This window comes from Azospirillum himalayense, assembly GCF_042657465.1.
GTDB lineage: Bacteria > Pseudomonadota > Alphaproteobacteria > Azospirillales > Azospirillaceae > Azospirillum > Azospirillum himalayense.
Genome location: NZ_JBHSLC010000005.1, coordinates 161788 through 187161, shown reverse-complemented (window position 1 = coordinate 187161; position 25374 = coordinate 161788). Strand labels below are relative to the sequence as shown.

Genomic DNA, 25374 nt, shown 5'->3' with positions numbered 1-25374 from the left:
GCGCGACGAGGGGGCTTTCAGAAATGGTCCCAGCCGCGAGTCGGCAGGTCGAGAACCCGCCCCTGCGCATCGGTCACCGTCACCTCGCCCGCCGGTCCTTCCAGCAGATGGCCGATGGCGGTCACCGGCACGCCGGTCTCCGCCGACAGGGCGGCGAGCGCCGGAGCGGCGTCCTCCGCGGCGGTGAAGAGCAGCTCGTAATCGTCGCCGCCGGTCAGAGCCATGGCGAAGCGCACCGGATCGTCGCCGATCACCGACCTCGCTGCATTCGACAGGGGCACCCGCCCCGACTCCAGAACCGCGGCGCAGCCCGATTCCTCGCACAGATGGCCGAGATCAGCGACCAGACCGTCGGACACGTCCAGGCAACCGGTCGCCAGCCCGACCAGACGCGGTCCCAGCGTGGTCCGTGGATCGGGCCGCCGCAGGCGCCCCAGCAGCGTGGCGCGCGCCGAGTCGTCGGCCACCTCAAGCGTTCCGTAGGCGATCCGCAGGCCGAGCGCCGCGTCGCCGATGCTGCCGGTGACGTAGACGCGATCGCCGGGGCGCCCGCCCCAACGCGGCACCGCCCCGCCCTTCGGCACCAGACCGAAGGCGGTCACCGACAGGGTGATGGGTCCGGAGGTCGAGACCGAGTCGCCGCCCGCCAGCACGATTCCGAACCGGGCCTGATCCTCGCCAAGACCGGCGGCGAAGCCGGCCAGCCAGTCCTCCCCCACCGTCTTCGGCAGGGCGGTGACCAGGGTGTAGGCGTAGGGGGCCGCCCCCATGGCGGCGAGGTCCGACAGGTTGGTGCGCAGCAGCTTTGCGGCGATGTCGCCGGGCGCGTCGTCGGGGAAAAAATGGACACCCGCCACCATGGCGTCCGTGGTGACGACCAACTCCTGGTCTGGCGGAACGCCGAACACGGCGGCGTCGTCGGCAAGCCCGCGGGCGCCGGGAAACCCGGACGCCAGCGGCCTGAAGTAACGGTCGATCCGCCCGAACTCGCCGAGCGGCTTGCCGGGGTCTGCCCTAGCGGTCTTTGGAGTGGTCACGGCTGGGGTCCGGCTGGGCCAGTTCGTCCGGCCGCAGCGCACGGGCCACGTGGTCGAGCACGCCGTTCACCATGCCCGGCTCCCGCGCCGCAAAAAAGGCGTGCGCCACGTCCACATACTCGCTGATGAGGATGCGCGGGTGCGTGTCGTTGTGGACGAACAGCTCATAGGCGCCGGCCCGCAGGATGGCGCGCATCAGCAATTCCAAGCGGTCCAGCGCGTAGCGCGGCTCCAGCGCGGAGGACAGCATGCCGTCCACCTCGGCCCGGCGGTGCGCGGCGCCGCGGACGATGTCGGCGAACAGCTGCGGGTCGGCGGAAACGAACTTCGCCCCGTCGATCTCCTCGCCCAGCCGGTGGTTGATGAATTCCCCGATCACGGACTCCACGGCGATGCCGGTCGGTTCGATCTGATTCAGGTCGATTTGGTACAGGGCCTGAACGGCGGCAAGGCGCGCGGCCTTGCGCCGGGCCTTGGCCGATCCGCCACCCGTCCGGTTCCGGGAGCTGCGCTTCTGTTTCGCGCGGTCAGCCGCGTCGTCGTTGCTCATGATGCTCAGTCTGTCAGGAATTGCACCGCGGGGTCACCGCGGATAGAGGCGGAATTGGCGCTTGAGTTCGATCATGTCAAGGCAGGCGCGCGCCGCGAAACCGCCCTTGTTCTTGGCCGTCACGGAGGCCCGCGCCCAGGCCTGCTCGCGGTTCTCCACGGTCAGCACGCCGTTGCCGATGGCCAGCGCGTAGCGCAGCGCGAGGTCCTGGAGACCGCGGGCGCTCTCGTTGCAGACGATGTCGTAGTGGGTGGTCTCGCCGCGGATCACGCAGCCCAGCCCGACATAGCCGTCGAAACGCTTGCGCGCCGTGAAGAAGTCCATGGAACGCAGGGCGTACAGGATCGCCGCCGGGATCTCCAGGCACCCCGGGACCGAGACGCGCTGGTAGGTGGCGCCCTCCTTCTCGATCTCGGCGATGGCGCCTTTCACCAGCTCGTCGGCGATGTCCTCGTAGAAGCGGGCTTCCACGATCATCAGATGGGGCTTTTCGGTCATCTCGGGTCGCTCGGCTGGCGGTTACTGGTCTTGCAGGGGAATCGGGCGGTGGCCGAGCACGGTCAGGCCGTACCCCTCCAGCCCGATGATGGACTTCTTGCGGTTCGACAGCAGAACCATGTCGCGCACGCCCAGGTCCAGCAGGATCTGCGCCCCCACGCCATAATCCCGCAGGGCGGGCGTCGGATTCTCGTGGCCTTCCAGCCGCGCCATCACCGATTCGGTCAGGCTGTTGGCCATCGGCTCGCGCAGCAGGACGATGACGCCGCGGCCTTCCCGCGCGATCATCTCCATGGAGGCCTGAAGCTCGCCGTCGCGCGCAGCGCTCTTGTCGCCCAGCACATCGTCCAGCACCGACAGGGCGTGCATGCGCACCAGCACCGGCTCGTCGCCGGAGATGTCGCCACGCACCAGCGCGATGTGCTCCGCGTAGGCCACCTTGTTGACGTAGACGTACATCTGGAAACGCCCGCCGAAGCGGCTGTCCAGCGTCGCCGCCAGCTTCTGCTCGACGATCGTCTCGGTGCGGCGGCGGTAGGCGATCAGGTCGGCGATGGTGCCCACCTTCAGCCCATGGAACTGCGCGAACTTCACCAGATCCGGCAGGCGGGCCATGGTGCCGTCGTCGTTCATGATCTCGCAGATCACGCCCGCCGCGCTCATGCCGGCCATACGGGCGATGTCCACCGAGGCTTCCGTGTGGCCGGCGCGGACCAGCACGCCGCCGTCGCGGGCAAGCAGCGGGAAGACGTGGCCCGGCGTCACGATGGCGTCCGGCCCTGCGGTCGGGTCGATGGCGACCTGGATGGTGCGGGCGCGGTCGGCGGCGGAGATGCCGGTGGTGACACCCTCGCGCGCCTCGATGGAGACGGTGAAGGCGGTCTGGTGGCGGGTGCCGTTCTGCTGCGCCATCAGCGGCAGGCGCAGCCGCTCGATGTGGTTCTGGTCCATGGCGAGGCAGATCAGGCCGCGCCCGTACTTGGCCATGAAGTTCACGGCCTCGGGAGTCGCGCACTGGGCCGGGATGACCAGATCGCCTTCATTCTCGCGGTCCTCGTCATCGACGAGGATGAACATCTTGCCCTGGCGCGCCTCCTCGATGATCTCCTCGGGGCGCGACAGATACTCGTGAAACTCGGACGTCATTCCTGCCCTGCCAGCCGCGCCACATACCGCGCGAGCATATCGATTTCCAGGTTCACCCGGTCCCCGGCCTTCAGCGCGCCGAAGGTGGTCGCATCCTGGGTGTGCGGGATGATGTTCACACCGAAGCGCGCACCATCGACCTCGTTCACCGTCAGCGACACGCCGTCCAGCGCCACCGACCCCTTGGAGGCGATGTATTTCGCCAGGGTGGCCGGCGCCTCGAAGGTGAAGCGCTTCGACTCGCCGTCGGCGCGGACCTCCACGACGGTGGCGACGCCGTCGACATGGCCGGACACGATGTGCCCGCCCAGCTCGTCGCCGACCTTGAGCGCCCGCTCCAGATTGATGCGCGTGCCTTCGGCCCAGCCGCCCAGCGTCGTCTTCGACAGGGTCTCGGCGGAGGCCTGGACGGCGAACCAGCCCGGCCCCTTCTCGACCACGGTCAGACAGACGCCGTTGTTGGCGATGGACGCGCCGATGGGAACCGTCTCCATAGCGAAGACGGTTTCGACGGTGAACCGGGTGTCGCCCTGCCGTTCCACGGCCCGAACGCGCCCAACATCGGTGATGATTCCGGTGAACATGGGCCGGCAATTTAGCAGGTTTTCAATCGTGTGAAAGATTCATCCGCACGGCGTGGCACGCAACGGACTGTTGCGCGCCGCACGGTGCCGGACGCCGCACATTCCCGACCGCTCAACCGCGGCGGACGTAGCTTTCCACGAGGTCGTCCCCGGCCTGCCGCAGGTCGGTTCGGCGGAATCGCGCCATGCGCTCCAACCCGTCCACCCCGAAGGCATGGACCGCCGGCAACCCGTCGCCCCCCATGACGGAGGCGGCGCGGAACCATTCCAAGCGATCCACCAGATTGGCCCGCAGCAGCGAGGCCGCCAGCGTGGCCCCACCCTCCACCAGCACACGGGTCAGGCCACGGCGGGCCAGGGCGGCGCTCGCCGCGACCAGATCCGGCAGGCCCGCGGAGTCGGCGGGCACGCGGATCACCTCGAGTCCGCAGTCCTGGAAGACGGCCAAGCGGCTCGGGTCCGCGTCCTCGCGGGTGACGACCCAGGTCGGCACGGACCGCGCGCTTGCCGCCAGCTTCCCGGTCAGCGGCAGGCGCAGCCGGCTGTCCACCACGATGCGCACGGGCGACCGGTGGCCAAGCCCCGGCAGGCGGCAGGTGAGTTCCGGATCGTCGGCCAGGGCGGTGCGGATGCCGACCATGATCGCGTCGTGGGTGGCGCGCAGCCGATGCCCCCAGGCCCGCGCCGTCGGCCCGGTGATCCATTGCGACTGGCCGCTGTGGGTGGCGATGCGCCCGTCCAGCGTCGTCGCCGCCTTGAGTGTATAGAGTGGACGTTCGTCCTGGATGCGCCGGAAGAAGCCCTCGTTGAGCGTCCAGGCCGCGGCCTCGCAGACGCCGGTGTCCACCGCGACCCCGGCGGCGCGCAGCCGTTCCAGCCCGCCACCCGCCACCCGCGGGTCGGGATCACCGCAGGCCACCACCACCCGCGCCACCCCTGCCTCCACCAGCGCCAGAGCGCAGGGCGGCGTCTTCCCGTAGTGGTTGCAGGGCTCCAGCGTCACATAGGCGGTGGCACCGTGCGCAGCGCCACCGGCGCGGGCCAGCGCTTCCGTCTCGGCGTGGGGGCGTCCGCCCAGCTGGGTCCAGCCGCGCCCGACCACCACGCCGTCGCGCACGATGACGCAGCCCACCGCCGGATTCGGCCAAGTGTTGCCGAGCCCGCGCGCCGCCAGGGCCAGGGCGGCCCGCATGTGGCGGAGGTCGTCGGGGTGGATGGCTTGATTCGCCATGGGCGCCGCCCGCCCCCTCACCCGTTCTGGGCTTCGGGGGCGAGCTGCTCGACGAACTCGTTGAAGTCCGACGCCTCGCGGAAGTCCTTGTAGACCGAGGCGTAGCGGATGTAGGCGACCTGATCGAGCGTCTGGAGCGCCACCATGATCATCTCGCCGATCTGCTTCGACGGGATCTCGCTCTCGCCGGAGGATTCGAGCTGGCGCACCAGACTGTTCACCACCCGGTCGATGCGGTCGGCGTCGATCGGGCGCTTGCGCAGGGCGATGCGCATGGAGCGCAGGAGCTTCTCTCGGTCGAAAGGCTCCCGCTGGCCGGTGCTCTTCACCACCGTCAGCTCACGGAGCTGGACGCGCTCGAAGGTGGTGAAGCGCGCGCTGCAACTGGGGCAGAACCGCCGCCTGCGGATCGCCGAGTTGTCCTCGGTCGGTCGCGAGTCCTTGACCTGGGTGTCCTCGTGTCCGCAGAACGGGCAGCGCATGTCCGGCCTTTCCCCTTTAGTCGGTCTTGATGATTACAGGGTCGGGTAGATGGGGAAGCGGCGGCACAGCTCGCGCACCTCCTCCCGCACCTTCGCCTCGACCGCCGCGTTGTCGCCGGAGTTGCTGGCGGCCAGACCGTCCAGCGTCTCGACGATCAGGCGGCCGATCTGCTCGAACTCGGCCACGCCGAAACCGCGGGTGGTGGCCGCCGGGCTGCCCAGACGGACGCCGGAGGTGACCATCGGCTTCTGCGGGTCGAACGGCACGCCGTTCTTGTTGCAGGTCATGCCGGCGTGCTCCAGGCTCGCCTCGGCGGCCTTGCCGGTCAGGTTCTTCGGTCGCAGGTCGACCAGCACGATGTGGCTGTCGGTGCCGCCGGACACGATGTCCAGGCCGCCCTCGATCAGCACCTTCGACAGGGCGCGGGCGTTGTCGAGGACGCTCTTGGCGTAGGTCTTGAATTCCGGACGCAGCGCCTCGGCGAAGGCCACCGCCTTGGCGGCGATGACGTGCATCAGCGGGCCGCCCTGCAGGCCGGGGAAGACCGCCGAGTTGATCTTCTTGGCGATCTCCTCGCTGTTGGTCAGCACCATGCCGCCGCGCGGGCCGCGCAGCGTCTTGTGGGTCGTGGTGGTGACCACGTCGGCGTAGGGGAACGGGTTCGGATAGACGCCGCCGGCGATCAGGCCGGCGTAGTGGGCGATGTCCACCATGAAGTAGGCGCCGACCTCGTCCGCGATGGCGCGGAAGCGCTGGTAGTCGAGGACGCGCGGATAGGCGGAGCCGCCGGCGATGATCAGCTTCGGCTTGTGCTCACGGGCCAGACGCTCGACCTCGTCGAAGTCGATCAGGTGGTCGTCTCGGCGCACGCCGTACTGCACGGCCTTGAACCACTTGCCCGACAGGTTCGGGGCGGCGCCGTGGGTCAGGTGGCCGCCGGCCGCCAGCGACATGCCGAGGATGGTGTCGCCCGGCTGGAGCAGGGCGAGGTTGACCGCCTGGTTGGCCTGCGAGCCGGAGTTCGGCTGGACGTTGGCGAAGCCGCAGCCGAACAGCTTGCAGGCGCGCTCGATCGCCAGCGTCTCGGCCACGTCGACATACTCGCAGCCGCCGTAGTAGCGCCGGCCCGGATAGCCCTCGGCGTACTTGTTGGTCATGACCGAACCCTGGGCCTCCAGCACCGCCTGGGAGACGATGTTCTCGGACGCGATCAGCTCGATCTGCTCCTGCTGGCGGACCAGCTCGTCGCGCACCGCGCGGGCCAGTTCGGGATCGGTCTCGGCGAGCGAGGCGGCGAAGAAGCGGCCGATCTCGGCGCGGGGGTCGGCGTTGGTCACGGTCATGGCAGGGCAGGTCCTTGGTTCAGAAAGCAGTCACGGGCCGGGTGAAGGGCCGTCTCATCCCATCTTGGCGATTCGCCGGCTGTGCCGCTCACCGCCTTCGAAATCGGTCGTCAGGAAGGCGTCCACGCAGTCCTTCGCAATCTCCGCGCCGATGATGCGCGCGCCGAGCGCCACCACGTTCGCGTCGTTGTGCTGGCGCGCGAGGCGGGCGGTCGTCACGTCATGCACCAGGGCCGCACGGATGCCCGGATGGCGGTTCGCCGCGATGCTGATACCGATGCCGCTGCCGCAGATCAAGACGCCGCGCGCCGCGCGCTGGTCGTTGATGGCACCGGCCAGCGCCGTGGCGAAATCCGGATAGTCCACCGATTCCGGACCGTTGCAGCCGAGGTCCAGCACTTCGTAGCCGTTGCCGGCCAGCCAGGAGGCGATCTGGGCCTTCATCTCGTATCCCGCGTGATCGGACGCGATCGCGATGGTGGTCATGAAAGAAAAACTCCGTGCACGAATACCAATGGCGCCGGACCCGGGGGGGAAACACCCGGTGGGGACGGCGGCATGGCGCGCAAGCTACCAGATATCGCCCCGAACCACCAGAAGGACACAATGCACGGGGGCTTTGCGCCGGGCACAGGAGCGCGAAAGGAGGAACGCAGGGACGGGCGCGGAAAGATCGGCACGGCTCACGATACATGCCGAGAACAAATATTTCTCTATTTCCCGCAGCCGTTGACGTTAAGGGCCAGTAAGCAGCTTGACCGATTCGGTCTCTCATCACGAATCGGCCAGTTGCGGTGCCCGATTCCCATGGTCTTGCCCAACTTCCCCGCACTAGACGATGCCTAAACGTGGGGCAGTGCAGCCGCAGCCCGGCCATTTCCTGCGACATCTGATTTGCCACGCCTTGTAACTTCATGCAGTTTGCAAATAACTTAATTCGCTCCTCTCGAAATTATATTGACACCCAAATCACGCTGTGCAACTTGGTTGCTAGGGACAAAATGAAAAATCAGGACTAATGGCAATGAGTGACCAGCTTCGCGCCGATGTGCCCGATAACGAGCTTCTGCGGATGACCGCGGACATCGTCTCCGCATATGTCAGCAAGAACGTTCTGCCGGCGCAGCAGATTCCCGAGGTGATCAACACGGTCTACTCGTCGCTGACCGGACTGAACACGCAGCCTCGAGAAATTCCTTCAGAGCCCCTGAAGCCGGCCGTGCCGATCCGCAAGTCGGTGACGCCCGAATACATCGTGTGTTTGGAAGACGGCAAAAAGCTGAAGATGCTGAAGCGCCATCTTCGCTCCACCTACAACATGTCGCCGGATGAATACCGGGCGCGCTGGAGCCTGCCGCCGGATTATCCGATGGTCGCGCCGAACTACGCGGCGCAGCGCTCCGAGTTCGCGAAGCGGATCGGCCTCGGCCGCAGCTCCGGCCGCCAGACCCGCCGCAAGGCCGGCTGAACGCCAGCACCGTCCTGAACGAACAGGGCCGGCCTCCCCGATGGGAGGCCGGCCCTGTGTCGTTACGCCGTTATGCCGTTTTGGCCCTGGATCGATCCGAACCGTCGCGCGGGCGGGCTTTGCCAAACCCGCCTGCGCTGCTCATCACCCACAGTTGCGACCCGACAGGCGGCAATTGAATCGTTCCACGTTGCGGGTCAGTTCCTGGCCTGTGCTGGTGTTTTCCTCGTTCAGGCAGCGCAGATAGTCCATGGTCTTGTCCACGTACTCCTTCACCTCGAACTGACAGGCGGCCATCTTGTCCGCGCTGACAAAGGTGCTGGTGTCGCTCATGCAGAGCGGAACGCCGGGCTTCGTGCAGATGATGGTGGTTTCCGCCTGCACCGCCGGGCTTAGCAGCACCACGGCCGGCACCAGCAGCGTAGCCGCCGGCTTCAGGGTCGCTCTCAACAGCACGGGCAATCTCCGCAAGACCGTCACGCAACGCATTGCGATCGTCTCCCTCCGCATTCGGTCGGGACCACCGCCATCTGGAAAGCATTGCCCAGGAATCACGGAGGTCCGTTCGTTCGTGGAACGGGTTCTACAGGCGTTACATCCGATGCACCAGTGCCCACGACGCGGCATAGGTCTAGAGTCGGAACCGAGCAGTTCACCCCCGGATCGGTTCCGCAGGTCCGGCACCGGGATGTCAGTGCTCACCATCAGCAGAAGCCAAGACTAGCCGCGCCCCCCGCCCCGCCGGGAGGGCGCGCTTCTTGGCGTCTGTACTCGCGTATAAGATTCAGCGTTTGGCCGCGTCGCGCTTCATAACGAACTGGAGCTTGCTGATCGCGGTACGCTTCAACAGCTCCAGGCTACCGGTGGCCGGACCGACGACCGACACTTCCGTCGCGGTGACGGGGTCGATGGCCATGACCTTCAGATAGCTGCCGACCCTCTGGAATTCGAACAGCACCTCGCCGACGCCGCCTCCCGCGCCGTTTCCAGCGGTCTGGCCTTTTCCAGGCGCTCGATTGCCCACCATCGCTTCTTCTCCATCGCCGGCCTTCGCCGGTCCCGTTACCACCTTAGCACAGCGCAACCGCTCCGGAACCCCGTCTGCTACGTCCTGTTGTTGGCGGACGACGCACTCAGCAAGGGAGTACCGGCACCATGGCTGCCAAGACCATGCAGGATCTGCTGATCGAAGAACTCCGCGACATCTACCACGCCGAAAAGCAACTCACCAAGGCCCTGCCGAAACTGGCCAAGGCGGCGCATTCCGAGCAGCTCCGCGCGGCCTTCGAGTCCCATTTGGAAGAGACCCGCGGCCAGATCGAGCGGCTTGAGCAGGTGTTCGACGAGTTGGACACCCGCACCCGTGGCAAGCATTGCGACGCGATGGAAGGGCTGATCAGCGAAGCGCGCGAGATCATGGAGATGGGCCTAGCCCCGGAGGTGCAGGACGCCGCCCTGATCGCGGCCGCCCAGAAGGTGGAGCATTACGAGATCGCCAGCTACGGCACGGTCCACGCCTACGCCACCGCCTGCGGCCTCACCAAGGTGGCGGAGCTGTTGGAGCAGACTCTGAACGAAGAGAAGGAAACCGACAAGAAGCTGAACATGCTGGCGATCAACGATGTGAACAAGAAGGCGATGCAGGCCAGCGGTCAGAAGGCAGCCTGAGGACCGCACGCCGGATCATAAGCCGAATCTCTTGTTACAGCGGGCGCCATTGAAGGCGGGCGGGCGAACCCCTACTATCGGGGTCACCCAATCGATTTCTCCGGTGCCCGCTTATGCGCAGGGTCGCGTCCTTCCTCGGTTTCCTCCTGATCGCCGCCACCGTCGCCGGTTCGGTCACGGTCGTCCAGGCAGCGGAGGGGCCGGCGGCCCTGCCGCCCTCCGTCCGCATCAAGCCGGTGATGGTCCCCATTGTCACCCGCGGGCAGGTCGAGCGCTACACCCAGATCGAGGTGATGCTGGAGGTGGCGAACGCCACCCGTTTGGGTGAAGTCCAGGTCGCTATCCCGCGGCTGCACGACGCCGCTCTTCGCGCGGTTTATCTGGGCATCGAAGAGGGATGGATCGTCCGCGGTAACATCGCCAACATGCCCGCCCTGCGCCGCAAGATCGACGAGGAAAGCGTCAAGCTGTTCGGCAAGGACGTGGTCAGCCGCATCCTCATCACGCCGCTCTCCCGGCAATCCTCCTTCCCCTGACACCATCCCCATCTTCCGGCGGTTGCCTCGGCGGACGCTTCGCGGCAGCATGGCCGCCTGACCGGGGAGGATCTGCAAAAATGGCCGTGGTTTATGTGGCGCGCAGCGCTGCGCTGACGAAATGGGCGTCCGACGTCGGACAGGGAAAGCACATCTTCAAGCTGGGCGTGGTCGCCGACAATGACGAGGCCAAGGTCGCCATCGAGGCCGGCTGGGCAGGCGAATCCGACTGGCGCCTGATCCACAGCCAGGAGGTGCCGGACCTTGAGGAGGAGACGGTGATCGAACGCCTGATGCGCAAGGAGAAGGTCATCGATCCGACCTACTACCCAAAGCTGAAGGGCGCCACCGGCATCTTCCGCATCACCCTGACCAACGTGCAGAACAGCCTTCTCGTCGCGAAGGCGATGACCGCCGACGAGCCGCTGACCGACGTCAAGGTGAAGCCCAAGGACATCGCGGAATACATGATCCGCAACGCTCTTCCCTCCCCGTCATGAGCAGCCCGCCGCCGCTCTACACCATAGGTTACGAAGGCGCCTCCTTCGACTCCGTGCTGCGTGCGTTGAAGGCGCGGGGTGTCGGAGTCCTACTGGACGTTCGCGAACTGCCCCTGTCCCGCCGCGCCGGCTTCTCCAAGAGGCCGCTGTCCGCTGGGCTGGAGGAGGCCGGGATCGGCTACGTCCATCTGAAGGGGCTGGGCACGCCCAAGGAGGGCCGCGTCGCCGCCCACCAAGGCGACCTGGACCGCTTCTGGTCGATCGTCGAAGAGAAGATGCAGACGCCGGAAGCCGAGCACGACATCAACCGCGCCGCAGCCCTGGCGCGGGAAAAGCCGGCCTGCCTGCTCTGCTTCGAGGCGTCGCCGCACCTCTGCCACCGGCTCCGCGTCGGCGAATTGCTCCACAGCCGCTTCGGCTTCGCGGTGGAGCATCTGAACCCCACCGATTTTTCCTTTTAGGGGCTGACATGCATTCCCGCTGGTTCCGCTTCGCCGATCTGTCCGCCGGCACCTTCCACGACATGCTCCACCTCCGCCAGAGCGTGCTGGTGGTGGAGCAGGCCTCGCCCTTCCCCGACCTCGACGGGCGCGACCCGGTGGCCAGGCATCTGGCGCTGTATGACGGCGACGCACCGATGCCAGTCGGCTACGCCCGCATCTTCGGGCCGGACGCGGAGACCGGCGCCACCTCCTTCGGGCGGCTGGCGGTCGCTCCGGCGTGGCGCGGCAAGGCGTTGGGCCGCCGGCTGGTCGCCGAATGCCTGGAGCGGCTGGCCCAGGAATGGCCGCAGCACGACGTGCTGATCAGCGCGCAGCTTTACTTGGAGAGTTTTTACGGCGGCTTCGGCTTCCGGCGCGTCAGCGAGATTTACGACGATGTCGGCATCGACCACATCGACATGCGGCTGAGCAGATAGAGCGGACAATCCGGTTTATTTCCTGGCCTCGGCCAGGATATCGCCGGCTTCCTTGCGGATGACGTTCAGGTTCTTCAGCAGGATCGCCAGCGCCTGATCGTAGTTGAAGGCCTCCTCCGACTCGTCCGGGATGTCGGTGTCGTCGGCGGCGACGGAGACCTTGGCCTTCTTCTTCACGGTCGCGAAATACTCGCTGCCGGTCTTCTCGAATCCCTTGATGGCCTTTTGCAGGGCATCGACGTCGTTGGCGCGTGTGGCGGCGTCCAGCGCCTTCGTCGCTTTCTCAAGCCCGCTCGACGCCCGGAAGGCGAGCAGGAAGCCTTCGGCGGGCTTCTTCTTGCCGGTCAGCGCCTCGAACATCTTCTTGGCGGCGGTCCAATCGGCGAAGAAGGTGGTGGCGGGCATCTCCTTGGCGCTTCCCGCCTTCTCCAGCTTCTTCAGGGCGAACTGGCTTTCCAGCTGGGCCATCTGCTCGACGTTCATGGCGCCGCCCAGCATGTCGGCCGCCACCTCGACGGCGCCCTCGTTCTTCGCCTTCTGCGCCTTCACGATCACCGCGCTGAGCTTCGCCCGGAAGATCTTGGTCGCCTGGAGCAGGTCGGCCAGCGCCTCGCGCAGCGCCTTGGCGTCCCCGCCTTTGTAAGCCTTGTCCCAAGCCGCAGCGGCCTTCTCCACGTCACCGGACTTCTTCACAACCGCCAGGGCGTCGCCCGAGTTCGGGATCTTCTTCGCCTCGGCCTCACACTTCGCCTTGTGCTTCTTGAATTCGGGAGCGGCGGCGAACGGCATGGTCAGGTCTCCGGCTTGATGTCTTCCAACCCGCTCGACCGCAGCGAACGGTTGCAGAAGACTAGCCCCCGTCCCGCCAGCGTCAACGCCGACCCGGTTCAAAATGGAAGAAGCGGCCCGTCTGAGCCGTTTATCCCACGACCATCGCCTGGAGCGTTTCCAACCGGTCGGCTTCCGCCGCCGGCTTGTCCCAGCGGATGCGGTGGACGCGGGGGAAGCGCATCGCCAGACCGCTCTTGTGGCGGTTCGACGGGTGCACGCTGTCGAAGGCGACCTCCAGCACCAGCCCCGGCTCGACCTCCCGCACCGGACCGTAGCGGCGGGTGGTGCGGTTGCGCACCCAGCGGTCGAGCTCCACCAGCTCCGCGTCGGTGAAGCCGAAATAGGCCTTGCCCACCGGCACCAGCTCCTCGCCGCGCCAGACGCCGAAGGTGAAGTCCGAATAATAGCTGGACCGCTTGCCGTGCCCGCGCTGGGCGTACATCAGCACGGTGTCGAGGGTCAGCGCCCCGCGCTTCCACTTGAACCAGGGCCCCTTGGGACGCCCGGCGACGTAGACGCTGTCCTTGCGCTTCAGCATCAGCCCTTCGATGCTGTTCTCCCGGCTGCCCTCGCGCAGGCCCTTCAGCGCCTCCCAGCCCTCGAACGGCACCAGCGGCGACAGGTCCATCCGCCGCGGCCGCACCGCGTGGTGCCAGCGCTCCAACCGGGCGCGGCGCTCGGTGAGGGGCAGGCTCCGCAAATCCTCCTCGCCGTCGAACAGGATGTCGTAGAGCCGCACCCAGGCGGGAAATTCCTTGAGCATCGCCGCGGTGACCGTCTTGCGGTTCAGCCGCTGCTGAAGGTCGTTGAAGGGTGCGATCTGCCCCTCGTCGCGGGCGACCAGCAGTTCGCCGTCCAGCACTGCGTCGAAATTCATGTGGTCCGCGATGTCGGGAAAGGCGCCGGACACGTCGTCGCCGGTGCGGCTGTAGATGCGCCGCTCGCCGCCGCGGGCCGCCAACTGCACGCGGATGCCGTCCCATTTCCATTCCGCGGCATAGTCGGCCGGATCGAGCCCGGCCATGTCCTCCTCTTCCAGAGGGTGCGAGAGCATCAGCGGGCGGAAGCCGGCGCCCTTCCCCGCCGCCGGCCGGTCGGACTTCCCCTCCAGCCAGGTGAAGAGGTCGGCATAGGGCGGAGTCAGCCCATGCCAGCACTCCTCAAGGTCGGCAAGTTCGACCTTGCCCCATTCCGCCAGCGCCGTCTTGGCCAGCCGCGCCGACACGCCCACCCGCAGGCTGCCGGTGATGAGCTTGAGCAGTGCGAAGCGGCCCGATGAATCCAGCGTGTCGAGCCAGCCCTCCACCAGCCCCATCACCTGCCCGCGCTTGGCCGCGCGCAGAGTCTCCACCACCTCGGTCATGGACGGCGGCAGGCTGTTCGCCCGCTCCGGACGCTCCGGCCAGATCAGCGCCACCGTCTCGGCGAGGTCGCCCACATAGTCGTAGGACAGGGCGAACAGTTCCGGATCGACGCGGCTGGCGACCAGTTGCCGGATGGCCGCCGGCTTGGCCTCGTGGAAGACCAGCGATTCCGTCAGGGCCGCCAGAGCCCAGCCGCGGTCGGGGTCCGGCGTGGTGGCGAAAAAGTCGGCCAGCAGGCGGATCTTGCCGTTGCGCGCTGGCATGAAGACCAGCCCGTCGATCAGCGCGGAGAAGTTCTTCACGCCCCCTCCTCCTCGAATCCGACCAGGGCCAGGGCACGGGCGCGGATGCCGCGCTGGGTCGCATGGTGGACCAGCGCCTCCTCCCGGCCGTGGGTCACCCAGACCTCGGGCGCCGCGACCTCGTCGAGCGTCTGGACCAGCTCGTCCCAATCGGCGTGGTCGGAGATGACCAGCGGCAGTTCGACGCCGCGCTGGCGCGCCCGCTGACGGACGCGCATCCAGCCGGAGGCCATCGCCACCACGGGGTCGGTCAGCCGGCGTGCCCAGCGGTCGGCCACCGCGCCGGGCGGGGCCAGCACCAGGGCGCCCTTCAGCTCTTCCTTGGCCGCCACAGTGGCCGGGCGAAGCTCGCCCAGGGGCACGCCGAAGCCCTCGTAAAGTTTGCAGATCGGCTCCAGGGCGCCGTGCAGATAGATCGGCCGGTCGTAGCCGGCGGCGCGCAGCAGGGAGATGACCCGCTGGCATTTGCCCAGCGCATAGGCCCCGACGACGTGGCTGCGCTCGGGAAAGATCGACAGCGAGTGCAGCAGCTTGTCGATCTCCCCCAAATCCGGCGGGTGGCGGAAGACCGGCAGGCCGAAGGTCGCCTCGGTGATGAAGACGTCGCAGGGCACCGGCTCGAACGGGGCGCAGGTGCGGTCGAAGCGCCGCTTGTAGTCGCCGGACACCACCACCCGCGTCCCGGCATGCTCCAGCACCACCTGCGCGCTGCCCAGCACATGGCCGGCGGGGACCAGACGCACCGTCACGTCGCCGATGCGGATCGCCTCGCCGTAATCGAGCGTCTGCGTCGCCGCCCCCGCCCCCTCGCCCAGCCGTTGCCGCATGATGGCGAGCGTTCCGGCGGTGGCGAGCACATGGGCGTGGCCGGGCCGGGCGTGGTCGGAATGGCCGTGGGTGACGACCGCCCGCTCCACCGGGCGCAACGGGTCCACGTAGAAGCCGCCGGGTTCGACATAGAGTCCCTCGGGGCAGACCTTCATCCAGCGTTCGGCGGGGGGACGGGCGGGGCTTTGTGCAGGCATGTGCTGCAATATAGGCCGTCCTCGCGAAAGGACAAAATTCCGATTCCTGCGGTTGCGCCGACGCGAACCACAGCGCAGGATGCGGGAGAACGAGGGAGACCCTGACCATGCACCACCGCCTGTCCCCGACGCCCGAGGTCGCCGCCGCCCTGGCCGAGGGTCGGCCCGTGGTGGCGCTGGAATCCACCGTCATCTCCCACGGCATGCCCTTCCCGAAGAATCTGGAAACGGCGACGGCGCTGGAGGACGCGGTGCGGGCCGAAGGGGCGGTGCCCGCGACCATCGCCGTTCTCGACGGTCGCATCCGCGTCGGGCTGGACGGCGAATCTCTGGAACGGCTTGCCAAGGGCGGCACCAGCGTCATGAAGCTGAGCCGCCGCGACCTGCCCGTCGCTCTGGCGACCGGGGCGCTGGGCGCCACCACCGTGGCCGCCACGATGATCGCCGCAAGGCTGGCCGGGATCGCCGTTTTCGCCACCGGCGGTCTGGGCGGTGTGCACCGCGGCGCCGAAATCAGTTTCGACGTGTCGGCGGACCTCGACGAGTTGGCCCGCACCAGCGTCTGCGTCGTGTGTGCGGGTGCCAAGTCGATTCTCGACCTGCCGAAGACACTGGAGGTGTTGGAGACCCGCGGCGTTCCCGTCCTGGGGCTGGGCACCGACGCCTTTCCGGCCTTCTACAGCCGCAACTCTGGTCTGCCTGTCTCTCATTGCTGTGACAACGTGCATGAGGTCGCGGCGATCCTGCGGGCCAAATGGGAGCTTGGTCTGGAGGGTGGCGTGGTCCTTGCCAACCCCATCCCGGAAGCCGACGCGCTCGATGGCGAGGCCATGGAGCGGGCCATCACCCGGGCGCTAAAGGATGCGGAACATCATGGAATCACGGGAAAATCCGTCACGCCTTTTCTCCTCGCGGCGCTTGAGCGGATCACCGGCGGGCGCAGCCTGACCGCGAACATGGCTCTGATCCGCCACAACGCGGTGACCGCGGCGCGGCTTGCCGCGGCTTACGCGGCGACAGCGACCTGATCCGTCATAGGTCGTTACGCATAAGAGGTAAGCCATCCGTGACATCCGGATTTAAGCCCCCGTTAACCGACGCCGGGTGAATCTGCGCTCGTTCTTCAGCGGAGGTCTCTATGCGTGCGCCCAGCCCGTCGAACCTGGTTTCCCGGATGATCGCCATGGCCGCCCAGCCCGACGAGGGCATCGGCGAGCCCGACAACCGCCCGGCTGCGCGGGTCAAGAAGATCGTCTGGGCCTCCCAGGCGGCGAAATTGCGGGGTTCCCTCTCCTCCCGCCTCGTTCATGAGATCGAGTGCGCGGTGTCCGCCGACCTCGACAGCATGGAACTGCCGGAGGTGTTCTTCACCTCCGTCGAGTTCGCCGGCCGCGTCATCACCTGCGACCTGGACGCCTCGGGCACCGCGTCCATCTTCGGCCTGATCGACATCAGCGACTATGACGAGCTGGTGGAAGAGGCCGGCGACGACGCGCTGTTCGGCGTCGATTGGGACGGCGTCTACGTCACCCCGGCGCGCACCCGCCACTGAGGCTTTCCGGCCGACCAAAAGAAAAAGCCGCGGAACCCGGACGCACGCCGGGTCCCGCGGCTTTTTCCATTGGCGTCCTCAGCCCAGCGCGCGGGCGAGGATGACGTCGAGCGCCTTCAGCATCTCCGGGTCGCGCTTGTCCGGCGCGGTCATGATCGCGTGGTCGAGCGCGGTGTGGCAGCCCTGGGCGCACAGCCCGTCGCGCACCTGCAGCTTCGGCGCGAGCGTCTTGACCAGCGACCGGGCCTTGCCGGCGTTTGCCACCACCACGCGGATGACGGCGTCCACGGTGACGTGGTCATGGTCCGGATGCCAGCAGTCGAAGTCGGTGACCATGGCGACGGTCGCGTAGCACATCTCCGCCTCGCGGGCGAGTTTGGCCTCCGGCATGTTGGTCATGCCGATCACGTCGCAGCCCCAGCCCCGGTACAGCTCGGACTCGGCCTTGGTCGAGAACTGCGGGCCTTCCATGACCATGTAGGTGCCGCGGCGCTGGTGCGGCACCTTCAGCTCGACCAGCGCCTCCTCGATCAGGTCGCCCAGCCGACCGCAAACCGGATGGCCCAGCGCCACATGCGCCACCAGACCGGTGCCGAAGAAGCTCTTGCTGCGGGCGAAGGTGCGGTCGATGAACTGGTCGATCACCACGAAGGTGCCCGGCGGCAGATGCTCCTTCAGCGAGCCGACGGCGGAGACCGACAGGATCTCGGTCACGCCCAGCGCCTTCAGCGCGTAGATGTTGGCGCGGAAGTTCAGCTCGGATGGCGGGATGCGGTGACCGCGGCCGTGGCGCGGCAGGAAGACCAACTTCTGTCCGTCCAGCTCGCCCGTCAGCAGCTCGTCGGATGGGTCGCCGAAGGGCGTTTCCACCGTCACCCAGCGCTGGTTTTCCAAGCCGTCGATGTCGTAGACGCCGCTGCCGCCGATCACGCCGAGCACCGGCGCGGACCCGGTTTGCGCCATAGTCACATGCCTCCGTCAATGGAAGGGCGCAGTATTCCGCCCCGGCCCGGCAAAGGCAACGGTCACAGCAAGGACGGTCACAGGGTGCGCAGCAGAACCACCACCAGCGTCAGATAGATGGCGGCCTTCGCCGCGGTGCTGAGGCGCGCCACGCTCCACAACGCCACGCCGGGGCGGCGGAACAGAGCGACAAGCGCCATCCCCGCAGCGAACCCGCCGAGGTGGGCAGCCCAGGCCACGTCGCCCAAACTGGAATCCGGAGCCGGCGGCATCAGCGTCATCGCCACGTTGATCGCCAGGAAGCTGCCCACCACGAAGGAGGCGGGAACCCGCGGTCCCGGCGTCACCCCGAGCGTCGCCTGCGGGTGCAGCAGCAGGAAGGCCCCCATCACCCCGCAAATCGCCCCGCTCGCCCCGACCAGCGGCGCCATGGGGTCGACAGCCAGCGCCCCCTCCACCACGGCCCCCGCCGCGGCGCAGAGCAGAAAGAACAGCAGGTAGCGCAGGCTGCCCATCGCCAGCTCGACCGCACCGCCGAAGGCCCAGAGCGCCAGCATGTTGCTGACCAGATGCACGATGTCGCTGTGGATCAGGACATGGCCGAACAGCCCGCGCCACACCGCCCAGTTGGGCAGCGGCCCGGCCGTCTCCACCGTTCCGAAAAAGTAGGCGGGGACGAAGGCGAGGGACTCCGGCGGCACGCCCAGCACGAAGGCCAGCGTGCAGGCCATGACGATGCCCTGGTTGACGTAGGGAATCCTTCTGGCAGCGCGCACCGCTCCCCCTTCGCCGATGACCGGAGCCTTGGCGGCGCGGCCTTCATCCTTGCTCGATATGGGGGCTCCCGCGCCGATGACCAGCGCCCGAAAGCGGCTCGCAAACAGGTTAGAAGGTCGGACCTGTCAGTAGTTCCACTCCCACTTGACGCCGACGCGGGTGTCGGAATCGGCGCCGACGTCCGCCTGGGCCTTGATGTTCTTGGTGATGTCCACCTCGACCGTGGCGCGGCTCTGGTTCGCGCCGATGCCCTGCTCCACCCCGACATAGACGCGGTCGCTGACGTAGCGCCCAGCCTCCACCGCCCCGCCCTTGCCGTCGGCGCCGCCGGTGAATTCCAGCCGGTCGATGCCGAGGCCGCGGCGCAGATTGCCGATCAGGCCGGGTCCCCCGCCACCGAAGCCGGCCAGCGTCGCCGCGGACTGCGCGAGTTGGACCGCTTCCACCGCGTTCAGGTTGCCGACCGACTTCCCGAACAGCACGGCGGACAGCACCTCGTCCTGCGGCAAGCCCTGCGGAGAGGTCAACTCCAGCTTCGGCTGTCCGGCGGTGCCGGTGACCAGGACCTGGGCGGTCACGTCGTTGGCGGTGGCCTCCGCCAGGAAATCCAGCCGCGGATCGATGGTGGGGCCGCCGTCGAACTCGATGATGCCGCGCTTGAAGACAAAGGTCTTGGCGAGAAGGTCCAACTCGCCCTTCAGCATGTTCAGCCGCCCGCTGACCAGCGGCTGGCTGGAGGTGCCGGTGACAGCGAGCTGTCCGGCGAACTCCGCCTCAAGCCCACGACCCCGGACGAATATCTGGTTCTGCGCGCTGATCGTCAGATCGAGGATCATCGCGAAGGCCGGCTCCGGCGCCGTGGGCTGCCCATTGCCAGCCTGCCCGTTCTTCAGGCTGACCGGCTGCGCCTTGCGGCCCTTCCCGACCTCGACGACCTTCAGGTCCACCACGTTGGGCGGGGTCTGGTTGGGAATCTGGATCTCCGCCCGCTCGATCCGCACGGGACCGGCCAGCCGCGGATTCAGGAAGCTGCCGGTCAGCGTCAGGTTGGTGCCGATGGTGACCGCCGCCAGATCGTTCTGCACCAGCCGCGCCCGGTCGGCCTGGATGGCGAGGGCGAGCTGCTGCTGCGGGTCCGCGGCGGCGGGGCGGATCACGCCGCGGGCGCTGATCTCGCCGCCGTTGGTGGTCCGCCCGCGGAAGCTCTGGATGGTGAAGACGTCGCCGTCGCCGACGATCCGGGCGTCGATGTTGCTGATGATGGCGCCGCTCGCCCGGTTCTCGTAACGCCCGTTGGCCAGCGTCACCGTGCCGCCCAGTCGGGGAGCCGCCACGGTGCCGTCGACGCTGACGTCAAGCCGCAGCGTACCGCGCGCCCGGTCGCCGCTGGCCGCCAGCAGGTCGTTGGCGAGCGAGGCGTCGATGGCGCCGCGCAGCGCCGCCTCCAGCCGGCCGCGCTCCGGCACCGAGAAGGCCAGCGTGTCCGGGTTCATCGCCAGCGGTGCGGCGGCGGTCAGGGTCACCCGGCCCGCGTTGTTGCTGGTGGCGACGTCGCCGTCCACCGACAGGCGGGCCTCCCTCCAGCGGGCGTTGACGGTGGCGTTCAGGCCCGGCACGCCGGCCTGGGTGGTCTGCTGGGCCTTCAGGTTGGCGACGCGCAGCGTGGCGTCGGCCTGTGGGCGGCGGACCGTGCCGCCGAGCGTCGCCTGGGCGTTCAGCGTGCCGTCCAGCCGGAGGGTCGGGTTCGCCAGCCGGGCCAGCGCCATCGGCACGCGGTCCAGCCGCAGCTCGCCCGACAGCCGCTCCCCGTTCAGGCCGAGATCAGCGGCGAGCTGGGCGTTGCCGCTGACCAGCCGCAGGCCGGACACCTCGTAGCGCCGCTCGCCCAGGGCGATGGCGGCGGGCTGGGTCAGCCGGAAGGACTCGCCGCTGTAGCGGCCCTGGAGCCGGTCCAGCCGGATGCGGTTCAGCGCGCCGCCCTGGGTGAATTCCCCGGCGAGGTCGAGCCCCAGCGGGTCGCTCCCGGCCCCTGCGGCCTCCGCCCGGAATGCCGCCTTGGCGAGCGAGCCGTCCACGCTGGCCGTCACCCGGGACAGGTCGTTGCCGGCGGCGGCCCCGTCCTGAAGCTCTACGCGCGCCTTGCCGCTGGCGCTGCCCAGCGCGTCGGCGACATCGGCGTTGGCGGTCAGGCGGCGCGCGGCGAGCAGCGGACCGCCCTCCCCCTCGACGCGGAGGTTGGTGGCGTTGGCGGTCAGGTTGGCCGCCTGCTTGCCGTTCGGCGCGTCCAGCGCGACCGTGAAGCCCGCCGCCCCGGTCAGCGGCATGCCGGCCAGCTCCGACAGCGCCTGGAGCTGTGGCAGGTTGCCGTCGAGCTTGCCGGTCGCGGTCATGGCGTCGAGCGCCACGCGCACCGCACCGGTGATCCGGTTCGGCCCATTCGCCACGGCGAGGTCGCTGATCCGCAACACCTGCCCATCCAGCGCGTAGGCGGCGTCGGCGGTCAGCCCGGCGCCGGCCAGTTCCGTGCGGGCCGACACACGCCCCTGCGGCGTGCCCGGCAGGTTCTCCGCGGTGGCGTTCAGCCGCGTGTCGCCGAAGCGGCGCCCCTGCACGGCGAGATTCCGAGCGCGCAGAGCCGCCTCCGCCACCAATGCGTCCAACGGGCCTTTCGCCGTCGCGTCGAGCGTCAGCCCGCCAGCCATCTCCGTTCCGGCGGCGGTGCCCACCGGGGCGAGGTCGGCGATCTCCAGCCGGGTCTTCGCGTCCACCGCCCCGTCCACCAGGGCGGCATCACCCGTCAGCCGCCCGTTGCGGCCATCCACAGTCAGGTCGGTGAGGCGCATGGCGCCGCCCGGCTCCATCACCGCCTGCACGCCCAGGCTCACGTCGCGGCCGAGCACGCCGTCGGCGGGCGTTCCGGTTTCCAGACCGCGCAGCGCGCCGCTGAAGTCCGCCGTCAGCGTGCCGTCCTCCTGCCGGCGCACCGGCCCGGCCACGGCCAGCGACCCGGCCAGCGGTTGCCCGGCGAGAGCGGAGAGGCGCGACAGGTCATCGGCATCCAGAGACACTGTCACGTCGGCGGTCTGGCCCCAGCCGGTCACATTGCCCTGCGCCCCGGCGCTGGCCGCCGCGGTCGTCAGGGTCACCCCCTCGATCCCCACCGCCCCGGTGTCGGCGTTGATCAACGCTCGTCCGTCCAGCCGCACCTCCGGCCCGGCGACCGCGGCCAGGGCGGGATCGTCGGCCGCGAGGTCGCGGACCAGCCCCTCCACCACCACGGTCAGCGCGTCCAGCGTGCCTTGGGCGGTGCCCGACACGCTGCCCTCCCGCCAGGCGACGCCGGGGACAAAGCCGTGCAGGGTGGAGTCCGGCCCGGCCTGGACCTCGTAGCGCAGGTCGAGGCTGCGGCGGTCGGCACCGACGCGCCCCGAGAGATTGGCCGTGGCGGCGGCGGTCTCGACGGCCACCGGCTGCAGGGTCAGGGCACCGTCCGGAGCGACCACCACGGTGCCCTTCAGCGCCGGCTGCGGCCCGGTCAGCGGCGCGATGTCGGGGCCGAGCAGGGACGCCACGTCGCCGGTCGCCGCGATGGTGACGGCGTGCCCTTCCGGCACCGCCTTGACCGTGGCGTCGGCGGCCAGCCGGGCGGCGTTCTCCGCCGCCGCGGTGAAGGTGCCTTTCCAGTCGTCCAGCGAGCCCTGCCCGTCCAGCGACGCGCTGACCGGCGGCGCGCCAGGAATGTTCAACGCGGTGGCGATCAGCCCGCCCGCCGGCTCCGACGCCTTCAGGTTCAGATCGAGCCGCTTGTCGTCGGGATTGAAGGCGACGTCGAGCGCCACCGTGCCCGGCTGTTCGCCCAGACGGTCCACGTTCAGATGCGCTTCCAGCGACGACCCGCCCGACGCGAGATCGAGCGACCCGTCGATCTTCAGCCGCGCCTCCTGCCCGATCAGCGGCTCCGCCAGGACCAGCTCGGCGATGGCCAGCTTGTCCACGGCGACACCCACCGGCAGGCTGGGCAGCAGCGAGGTCGGCCCCTGGTCGGGCGGCGGCTCCGGCCCTTCGGCGGGCAGCGGCGCGCGCTCCACGACGACGCGCTGCGCCTCGATGGCGTCGGCCTTGGCCCGCCCGGTCAGCAGCGCGGTCGGGGCGAGATTGACGCGCAACTCCTCCAGCCGCAGCCACACGCCCTCGCGGTCGGCGACGGTGACGTCCGAGATCGTGAAGTTGATGGGGACCGCGCCGCCGATAGTGCCGATCCGGACCTGGAGGTCGGGGCCGTTCACCGCCTTCTCGATGGTCTGGGCGATCCAGCGCCGGACGGCGTTGGCCGGTCCCCAGCCGCCCCCCTCGGTGTCGGCCGCGCGGGCGGCCTCCGTCAGGACCGCCCCGGTCAGGACGGCGAAGGCCAGAAGAAGAACGATCAGACGACGCAGACCCGACACCACGCACCCCGTTGCGGCATTCCCCGAATGGTATAACGGGAAAGAGCATGGGCGATCCCGATCCAAGTGGCAAAAATGCGACCCGACCCGGCATCACCGGTTGAAAGGACGAATCAGAAGGCCTGACCCAGACTGAGATAGAGCTGCCACTTCGCATCGCCGGAGTCGGCGTTCAGCGGGAAGGCGACGTCGGCCCGCAGCGGCCCGAAATCGGTGTAGTAGCGGGCGCCGATACCGGCGCCGACCTTCAACGGCTCCTTGAAGTCCGGGAAGGCGCTGTCGAAGACGGTGCCGGCGTCGACGAAGGGCACGATGCCGACGGTCTCGGTCACCTTGACGCGCAACTCCAAACCGGCTTCGAACAGCGAGCGCCCGCCGGTCGGGTCGCCGTAGATGTCGCGCGGTCCGGCCTTCTGGAAGCCGTAGCCGCGCACCGACCCGCCGCCGCCCGCATAGAAGCGGTGGTCCGGCGGAACCTGGTCCAGCGAGGCTCCCACCGTGCTGCCGACGCCGATGCGCGCCGCCGCGACGTAACGCCCGTCGTCGGACAGATCGCGGTAGGCCGAGGCGTTGATCTGGAAGCTGGTGAAGATCGAGTCCGTGTCCCCGGCGTAGGGGAACCAGGGGGTGGCGAGCAGCGAGGCGCGGTAGCCCCTGGACGGATTCAGCAGATTGTCCGAGCCGTCCCAGGCGACGCCCAGCGGGACGCCGATGAATCCGGTCTGGTACTCCCGCAGGTTGTTGCGGACCCGCCCACGCTCCCCCGACACGCCGTAGGAGACCTTGAGCTGGTCGGTCACCTGCCGCTCCAGGGAGGCCGAGCCGATGGTGGCGACGCGATCGTAGGCCGGCGGCTGCTCCGACGCGACTTGGAAATCCAGGATCAGCGACTGGCGCGGCGCCAGGAAGTCGGGCTTGCGGAAGTTGGCGGACAGACGGATGTCCGGCAGATCCAGGCTGCCGCGCGGCCCCTGCCCAGCGCCGTTGTCGCCGCCGATTCGCCCGACCTCGACGCCCAGCCGCAGCCGCTCCGCCCCGCCGAACAGGTTGCGGTGGCCCCAATAGGCCGAGCCGCCCACGCCATCCTCCGACGAGTAGAAGGCGCTGGCGCCGATGAAGCGGTGCAGCTTCTCGGCCAGGGTCACGTCCACCGGCGTGACACCGCCCGGCCCCGGCTCTTCGGCCAGACGCACCCGCACCGTGTCGAACACATCGAGCTGGGCGATCTGCTGGCGCGCCCGGTCGACCTTGGCCGGGCTGTAGATGTCGCCCTCCTTCCAGGGCAGGCGCCCGCGGATCAGCCCCTCGTCCACGCTGGCCAGCCCGTCGATCTTGGTGTCGCCGAACATCACCAGCGGGCCGGGATCGACCGAGAAGGTGACGTCCATGCTGTGGTCGTCATGGTCGACCACCACCCGACGCTCGGCGACGGTGGCGAAGGGGTGGCCGCGGTCGGTCATCCGGCGCAGCAGCGCGGACTGGGCGTCCACCACCTGCGGCGCCCGCGCCCGCTCCCCCACCGGCAGGCCGATGTCGGCCGGCGTCACCTCGCCGCCCGGCAGCGGCGCGCCGTCGGTGGAGGCGATGGAGACGGTCTTGAATCGGTAGGGTGCGCCGGGCGTCACCGCCACGGTCACCTTGGCCGGCGTCCGGGCCGCGTCCACCCGGATGTCCAGCACGGCGTCGTAGAAGCCGGCGGAGCGCAGCGCCGTCTGCAGGCGGTCCCGGTCGCTGTCGGCGCGCCGCTCCAGCCCCAGCACCGACGGCGGCGGGTCGTCCTTCAGGCTTACCAGCGAGGAGCTGTCGCGCAGCAGGTCGCGCAGCTCGTCGTCCTCCATCCCGGTGAACTCCACCTCGTAGGGGATCTGCGGGCCGGGGGCGTCGGGGGTGGGGTCATCCTGCCCGGGTTCCTCCGCGGCAACCGGCGGCGGTGCGGCCTCCTGAACGGGGTCAGGTGCAGGGTCCTGCGCGCGCAGCGGGTCGCCCGGCACGGCGGCGAGCGCGCTGGACAGGAGAATGACGGCGAGGCGGGAAGCGGAAACGCGGCTGGTCATCACCGGACCATGTGGGATTCCGAGACGCAGACGCCAATGATTCGGTCGCCGCGGCGCAAGGAAATTCCGCATAGGCGCTTTGGGCGAGTTTCTCCCAC

General features: G+C 68.8%; 26 protein-coding genes. 8 read left to right on the top strand and 18 right to left on the bottom strand.

Annotated features, from left to right (window positions below):
- Positions 1-17: 17 nt before the first annotated feature.
- The 9 genes from thiL to rpiB all read right to left on the bottom strand — a co-directional run bounded on the left by thiL (position 18) and on the right by rpiB (position 7358).
- Positions 18-1037 carry a thiamine-phosphate kinase gene (gene thiL, locus ACFPMG_RS04340; RefSeq protein WP_376993976.1) on the bottom strand — a complete coding sequence of 340 codons (1020 nt, stop codon included), beginning with the start codon at positions 1035-1037 and terminating at the stop codon, positions 18-20.
- Positions 1015-1587 carry a transcription antitermination factor NusB gene (gene nusB / locus ACFPMG_RS04335; protein WP_376993975.1) on the bottom strand — a complete coding sequence of 191 codons (573 nt, stop codon included), beginning with the start codon at positions 1585-1587 and terminating at the stop codon, positions 1015-1017. Before nusB ends, thiL begins: the two co-directional genes overlap by 23 nt.
- Before the next feature lie 33 nt (positions 1588-1620).
- On the bottom strand, positions 1621-2085 hold the full coding sequence (locus tag ACFPMG_RS04330) for a 6,7-dimethyl-8-ribityllumazine synthase (RefSeq protein WP_014240735.1): 465 nt from the start codon (positions 2083-2085) through the stop codon (positions 1621-1623).
- 21 nt (positions 2086-2106) lie between these two features.
- Entirely contained in the window at positions 2107-3231 is a 1125-nt protein-coding gene (ribB, locus tag ACFPMG_RS04325) for a 3,4-dihydroxy-2-butanone-4-phosphate synthase (protein ID WP_376993973.1), read from the bottom strand.
- Positions 3228-3815: a riboflavin synthase gene (locus ACFPMG_RS04320; RefSeq protein ID WP_014240733.1), complete on the bottom strand. Its 588-nt coding sequence runs from the start codon at positions 3813-3815 to the stop codon at positions 3228-3230. Before ACFPMG_RS04320 ends, ribB begins: the two co-directional genes overlap by 4 nt.
- A 112-nt stretch (positions 3816-3927) precedes the next feature.
- A complete protein-coding gene (gene ribD, locus ACFPMG_RS04315; RefSeq protein WP_376993972.1) occupies positions 3928-5046 on the bottom strand; it encodes a bifunctional diaminohydroxyphosphoribosylaminopyrimidine deaminase/5-amino-6-(5-phosphoribosylamino)uracil reductase RibD in 1119 nt (372 codons plus the stop codon).
- A gap of 17 nt (positions 5047-5063) precedes the next feature.
- On the bottom strand, positions 5064-5528 hold the full coding sequence (gene nrdR, locus ACFPMG_RS04310; protein WP_014240731.1) for a transcriptional regulator NrdR: 465 nt from the start codon (positions 5526-5528) through the stop codon (positions 5064-5066).
- A gap of 33 nt (positions 5529-5561) precedes the next feature.
- Positions 5562-6872, bottom strand: a complete 1311-nt coding sequence (gene glyA / locus ACFPMG_RS04305) for a serine hydroxymethyltransferase (protein ID WP_376993971.1) — start codon at positions 6870-6872, stop codon at positions 5562-5564.
- A gap of 54 nt (positions 6873-6926) precedes the next feature.
- Positions 6927-7358 carry a ribose 5-phosphate isomerase B gene (gene rpiB, locus ACFPMG_RS04300; protein ID WP_376993970.1) on the bottom strand — a complete coding sequence of 144 codons (432 nt, stop codon included), beginning with the start codon at positions 7356-7358 and terminating at the stop codon, positions 6927-6929.
- 538 nt (positions 7359-7896) lie between these two features.
- On the opposite strand from rpiB, the gene ACFPMG_RS04295 reads away from it, so the two are divergent.
- Positions 7897-8340: a Ros/MucR family transcriptional regulator gene (locus ACFPMG_RS04295; protein ID WP_014240726.1), complete on the top strand. Its 444-nt coding sequence runs from the start codon at positions 7897-7899 to the stop codon at positions 8338-8340.
- A 144-nt stretch (positions 8341-8484) separates the two neighbouring features.
- Here the strand turns inward: ACFPMG_RS04295 and ACFPMG_RS04290 are convergent, their stop codons facing one another.
- Together ACFPMG_RS04290 and ACFPMG_RS04285 are read right to left on the bottom strand one after the other, a co-directional pair.
- Complete coding sequence (locus ACFPMG_RS04290) at positions 8485-8796, bottom strand: hypothetical protein (RefSeq protein WP_376993968.1); 312 nt, start codon at positions 8794-8796, stop codon at positions 8485-8487.
- 328 nt (positions 8797-9124) lie between these two features.
- Positions 9125-9367 (bottom strand): DUF6898 family protein, encoded by a 243-nt coding sequence (locus ACFPMG_RS04285; RefSeq protein WP_376993967.1) that lies wholly within the window; start codon positions 9365-9367, stop codon positions 9125-9127.
- A gap of 128 nt (positions 9368-9495) precedes the next feature.
- Between ACFPMG_RS04285 and ACFPMG_RS04280 the strand changes: the two genes are divergently transcribed.
- The 5 genes from ACFPMG_RS04280 (at position 9496) to ACFPMG_RS04260 (ending at position 11963) form a co-directional block, all read left to right on the top strand.
- On the top strand, positions 9496-10008 hold the full coding sequence (locus ACFPMG_RS04280) for a YciE/YciF ferroxidase family protein (protein ID WP_376993966.1): 513 nt from the start codon (positions 9496-9498) through the stop codon (positions 10006-10008).
- 113 nt (positions 10009-10121) lie between these two features.
- Positions 10122-10544, top strand: a complete 423-nt coding sequence (locus ACFPMG_RS04275) for a hypothetical protein (protein ID WP_376993965.1) — start codon at positions 10122-10124, stop codon at positions 10542-10544.
- Positions 10545-10624: 80 nt separating this feature from the next.
- On the top strand, positions 10625-11044 hold the full coding sequence (locus ACFPMG_RS04270) for a hypothetical protein (RefSeq protein ID WP_376993964.1): 420 nt from the start codon (positions 10625-10627) through the stop codon (positions 11042-11044).
- Positions 11041-11505 (top strand): DUF488 domain-containing protein, encoded by a 465-nt coding sequence (locus tag ACFPMG_RS04265; protein WP_376993963.1) that lies wholly within the window; start codon positions 11041-11043, stop codon positions 11503-11505. The genes ACFPMG_RS04270 and ACFPMG_RS04265 overlap by 4 nt, the downstream gene beginning before the upstream one ends.
- Before the next feature lie 8 nt (positions 11506-11513).
- Positions 11514-11963 carry a GNAT family N-acetyltransferase gene (locus ACFPMG_RS04260; RefSeq protein ID WP_376993962.1) on the top strand — a complete coding sequence of 150 codons (450 nt, stop codon included), beginning with the start codon at positions 11514-11516 and terminating at the stop codon, positions 11961-11963.
- Between the two features lie 15 nt (positions 11964-11978).
- Here the strand turns inward: ACFPMG_RS04260 and ACFPMG_RS04255 are convergent, their stop codons facing one another.
- The 3 genes from ACFPMG_RS04255 to ACFPMG_RS04245 all read right to left on the bottom strand — a co-directional run bounded on the left by ACFPMG_RS04255 (position 11979) and on the right by ACFPMG_RS04245 (position 15443).
- The gene (locus ACFPMG_RS04255) at positions 11979-12752 is read right to left on the bottom strand and encodes a hypothetical protein (protein ID WP_376993961.1); all 774 of its coding nucleotides are present in this window, start codon (positions 12750-12752) and stop codon (positions 11979-11981) included.
- 130 nt (positions 12753-12882) lie between these two features.
- Positions 12883-14460 (bottom strand): cisplatin damage response ATP-dependent DNA ligase, encoded by a 1578-nt coding sequence (locus ACFPMG_RS04250; protein WP_376993960.1) that lies wholly within the window; start codon positions 14458-14460, stop codon positions 12883-12885.
- Positions 14457-15443 carry a ligase-associated DNA damage response exonuclease gene (locus tag ACFPMG_RS04245; protein ID WP_103038984.1) on the bottom strand — a complete coding sequence of 329 codons (987 nt, stop codon included), beginning with the start codon at positions 15441-15443 and terminating at the stop codon, positions 14457-14459. Before ACFPMG_RS04245 ends, ACFPMG_RS04250 begins: the two co-directional genes overlap by 4 nt.
- A gap of 149 nt (positions 15444-15592) precedes the next feature.
- Here ACFPMG_RS04245 and ACFPMG_RS04240 point away from each other — a divergent pair, with 149 nt between their 5' ends.
- Both ACFPMG_RS04240 and ACFPMG_RS04235 read left to right on the top strand, forming a co-directional pair.
- Positions 15593-16513 (top strand): pseudouridine-5'-phosphate glycosidase, encoded by a 921-nt coding sequence (locus ACFPMG_RS04240; RefSeq protein ID WP_376993959.1) that lies wholly within the window; start codon positions 15593-15595, stop codon positions 16511-16513.
- A 110-nt stretch (positions 16514-16623) separates the two neighbouring features.
- Complete coding sequence (locus ACFPMG_RS04235; RefSeq protein ID WP_041811100.1) at positions 16624-17037, top strand: hypothetical protein; 414 nt, start codon at positions 16624-16626, stop codon at positions 17035-17037.
- 78 nt (positions 17038-17115) lie between these two features.
- On the opposite strand, the gene ACFPMG_RS04230 is transcribed toward ACFPMG_RS04235, so the two are convergent.
- The 4 genes from ACFPMG_RS04230 to ACFPMG_RS04215 form a co-directional block, all read right to left on the bottom strand.
- The gene (locus ACFPMG_RS04230; RefSeq protein ID WP_376993958.1) at positions 17116-18000 is read right to left on the bottom strand and encodes an S-methyl-5'-thioadenosine phosphorylase; all 885 of its coding nucleotides are present in this window, start codon (positions 17998-18000) and stop codon (positions 17116-17118) included.
- Between the two features lie 77 nt (positions 18001-18077).
- The gene (locus ACFPMG_RS04225; RefSeq protein WP_376993957.1) at positions 18078-18776 is read right to left on the bottom strand and encodes a rhomboid family intramembrane serine protease; all 699 of its coding nucleotides are present in this window, start codon (positions 18774-18776) and stop codon (positions 18078-18080) included.
- Positions 18777-18902: 126 nt separating this feature from the next.
- The gene (locus tag ACFPMG_RS04220) at positions 18903-23222 is read right to left on the bottom strand and encodes a translocation/assembly module TamB domain-containing protein (protein WP_376993956.1); all 4320 of its coding nucleotides are present in this window, start codon (positions 23220-23222) and stop codon (positions 18903-18905) included.
- 113 nt (positions 23223-23335) lie between these two features.
- On the bottom strand, positions 23336-25276 hold the full coding sequence (locus tag ACFPMG_RS04215; RefSeq protein ID WP_376993955.1) for an autotransporter assembly complex protein TamA: 1941 nt from the start codon (positions 25274-25276) through the stop codon (positions 23336-23338).
- Positions 25277-25374: the final 98 nt, after the last annotated feature.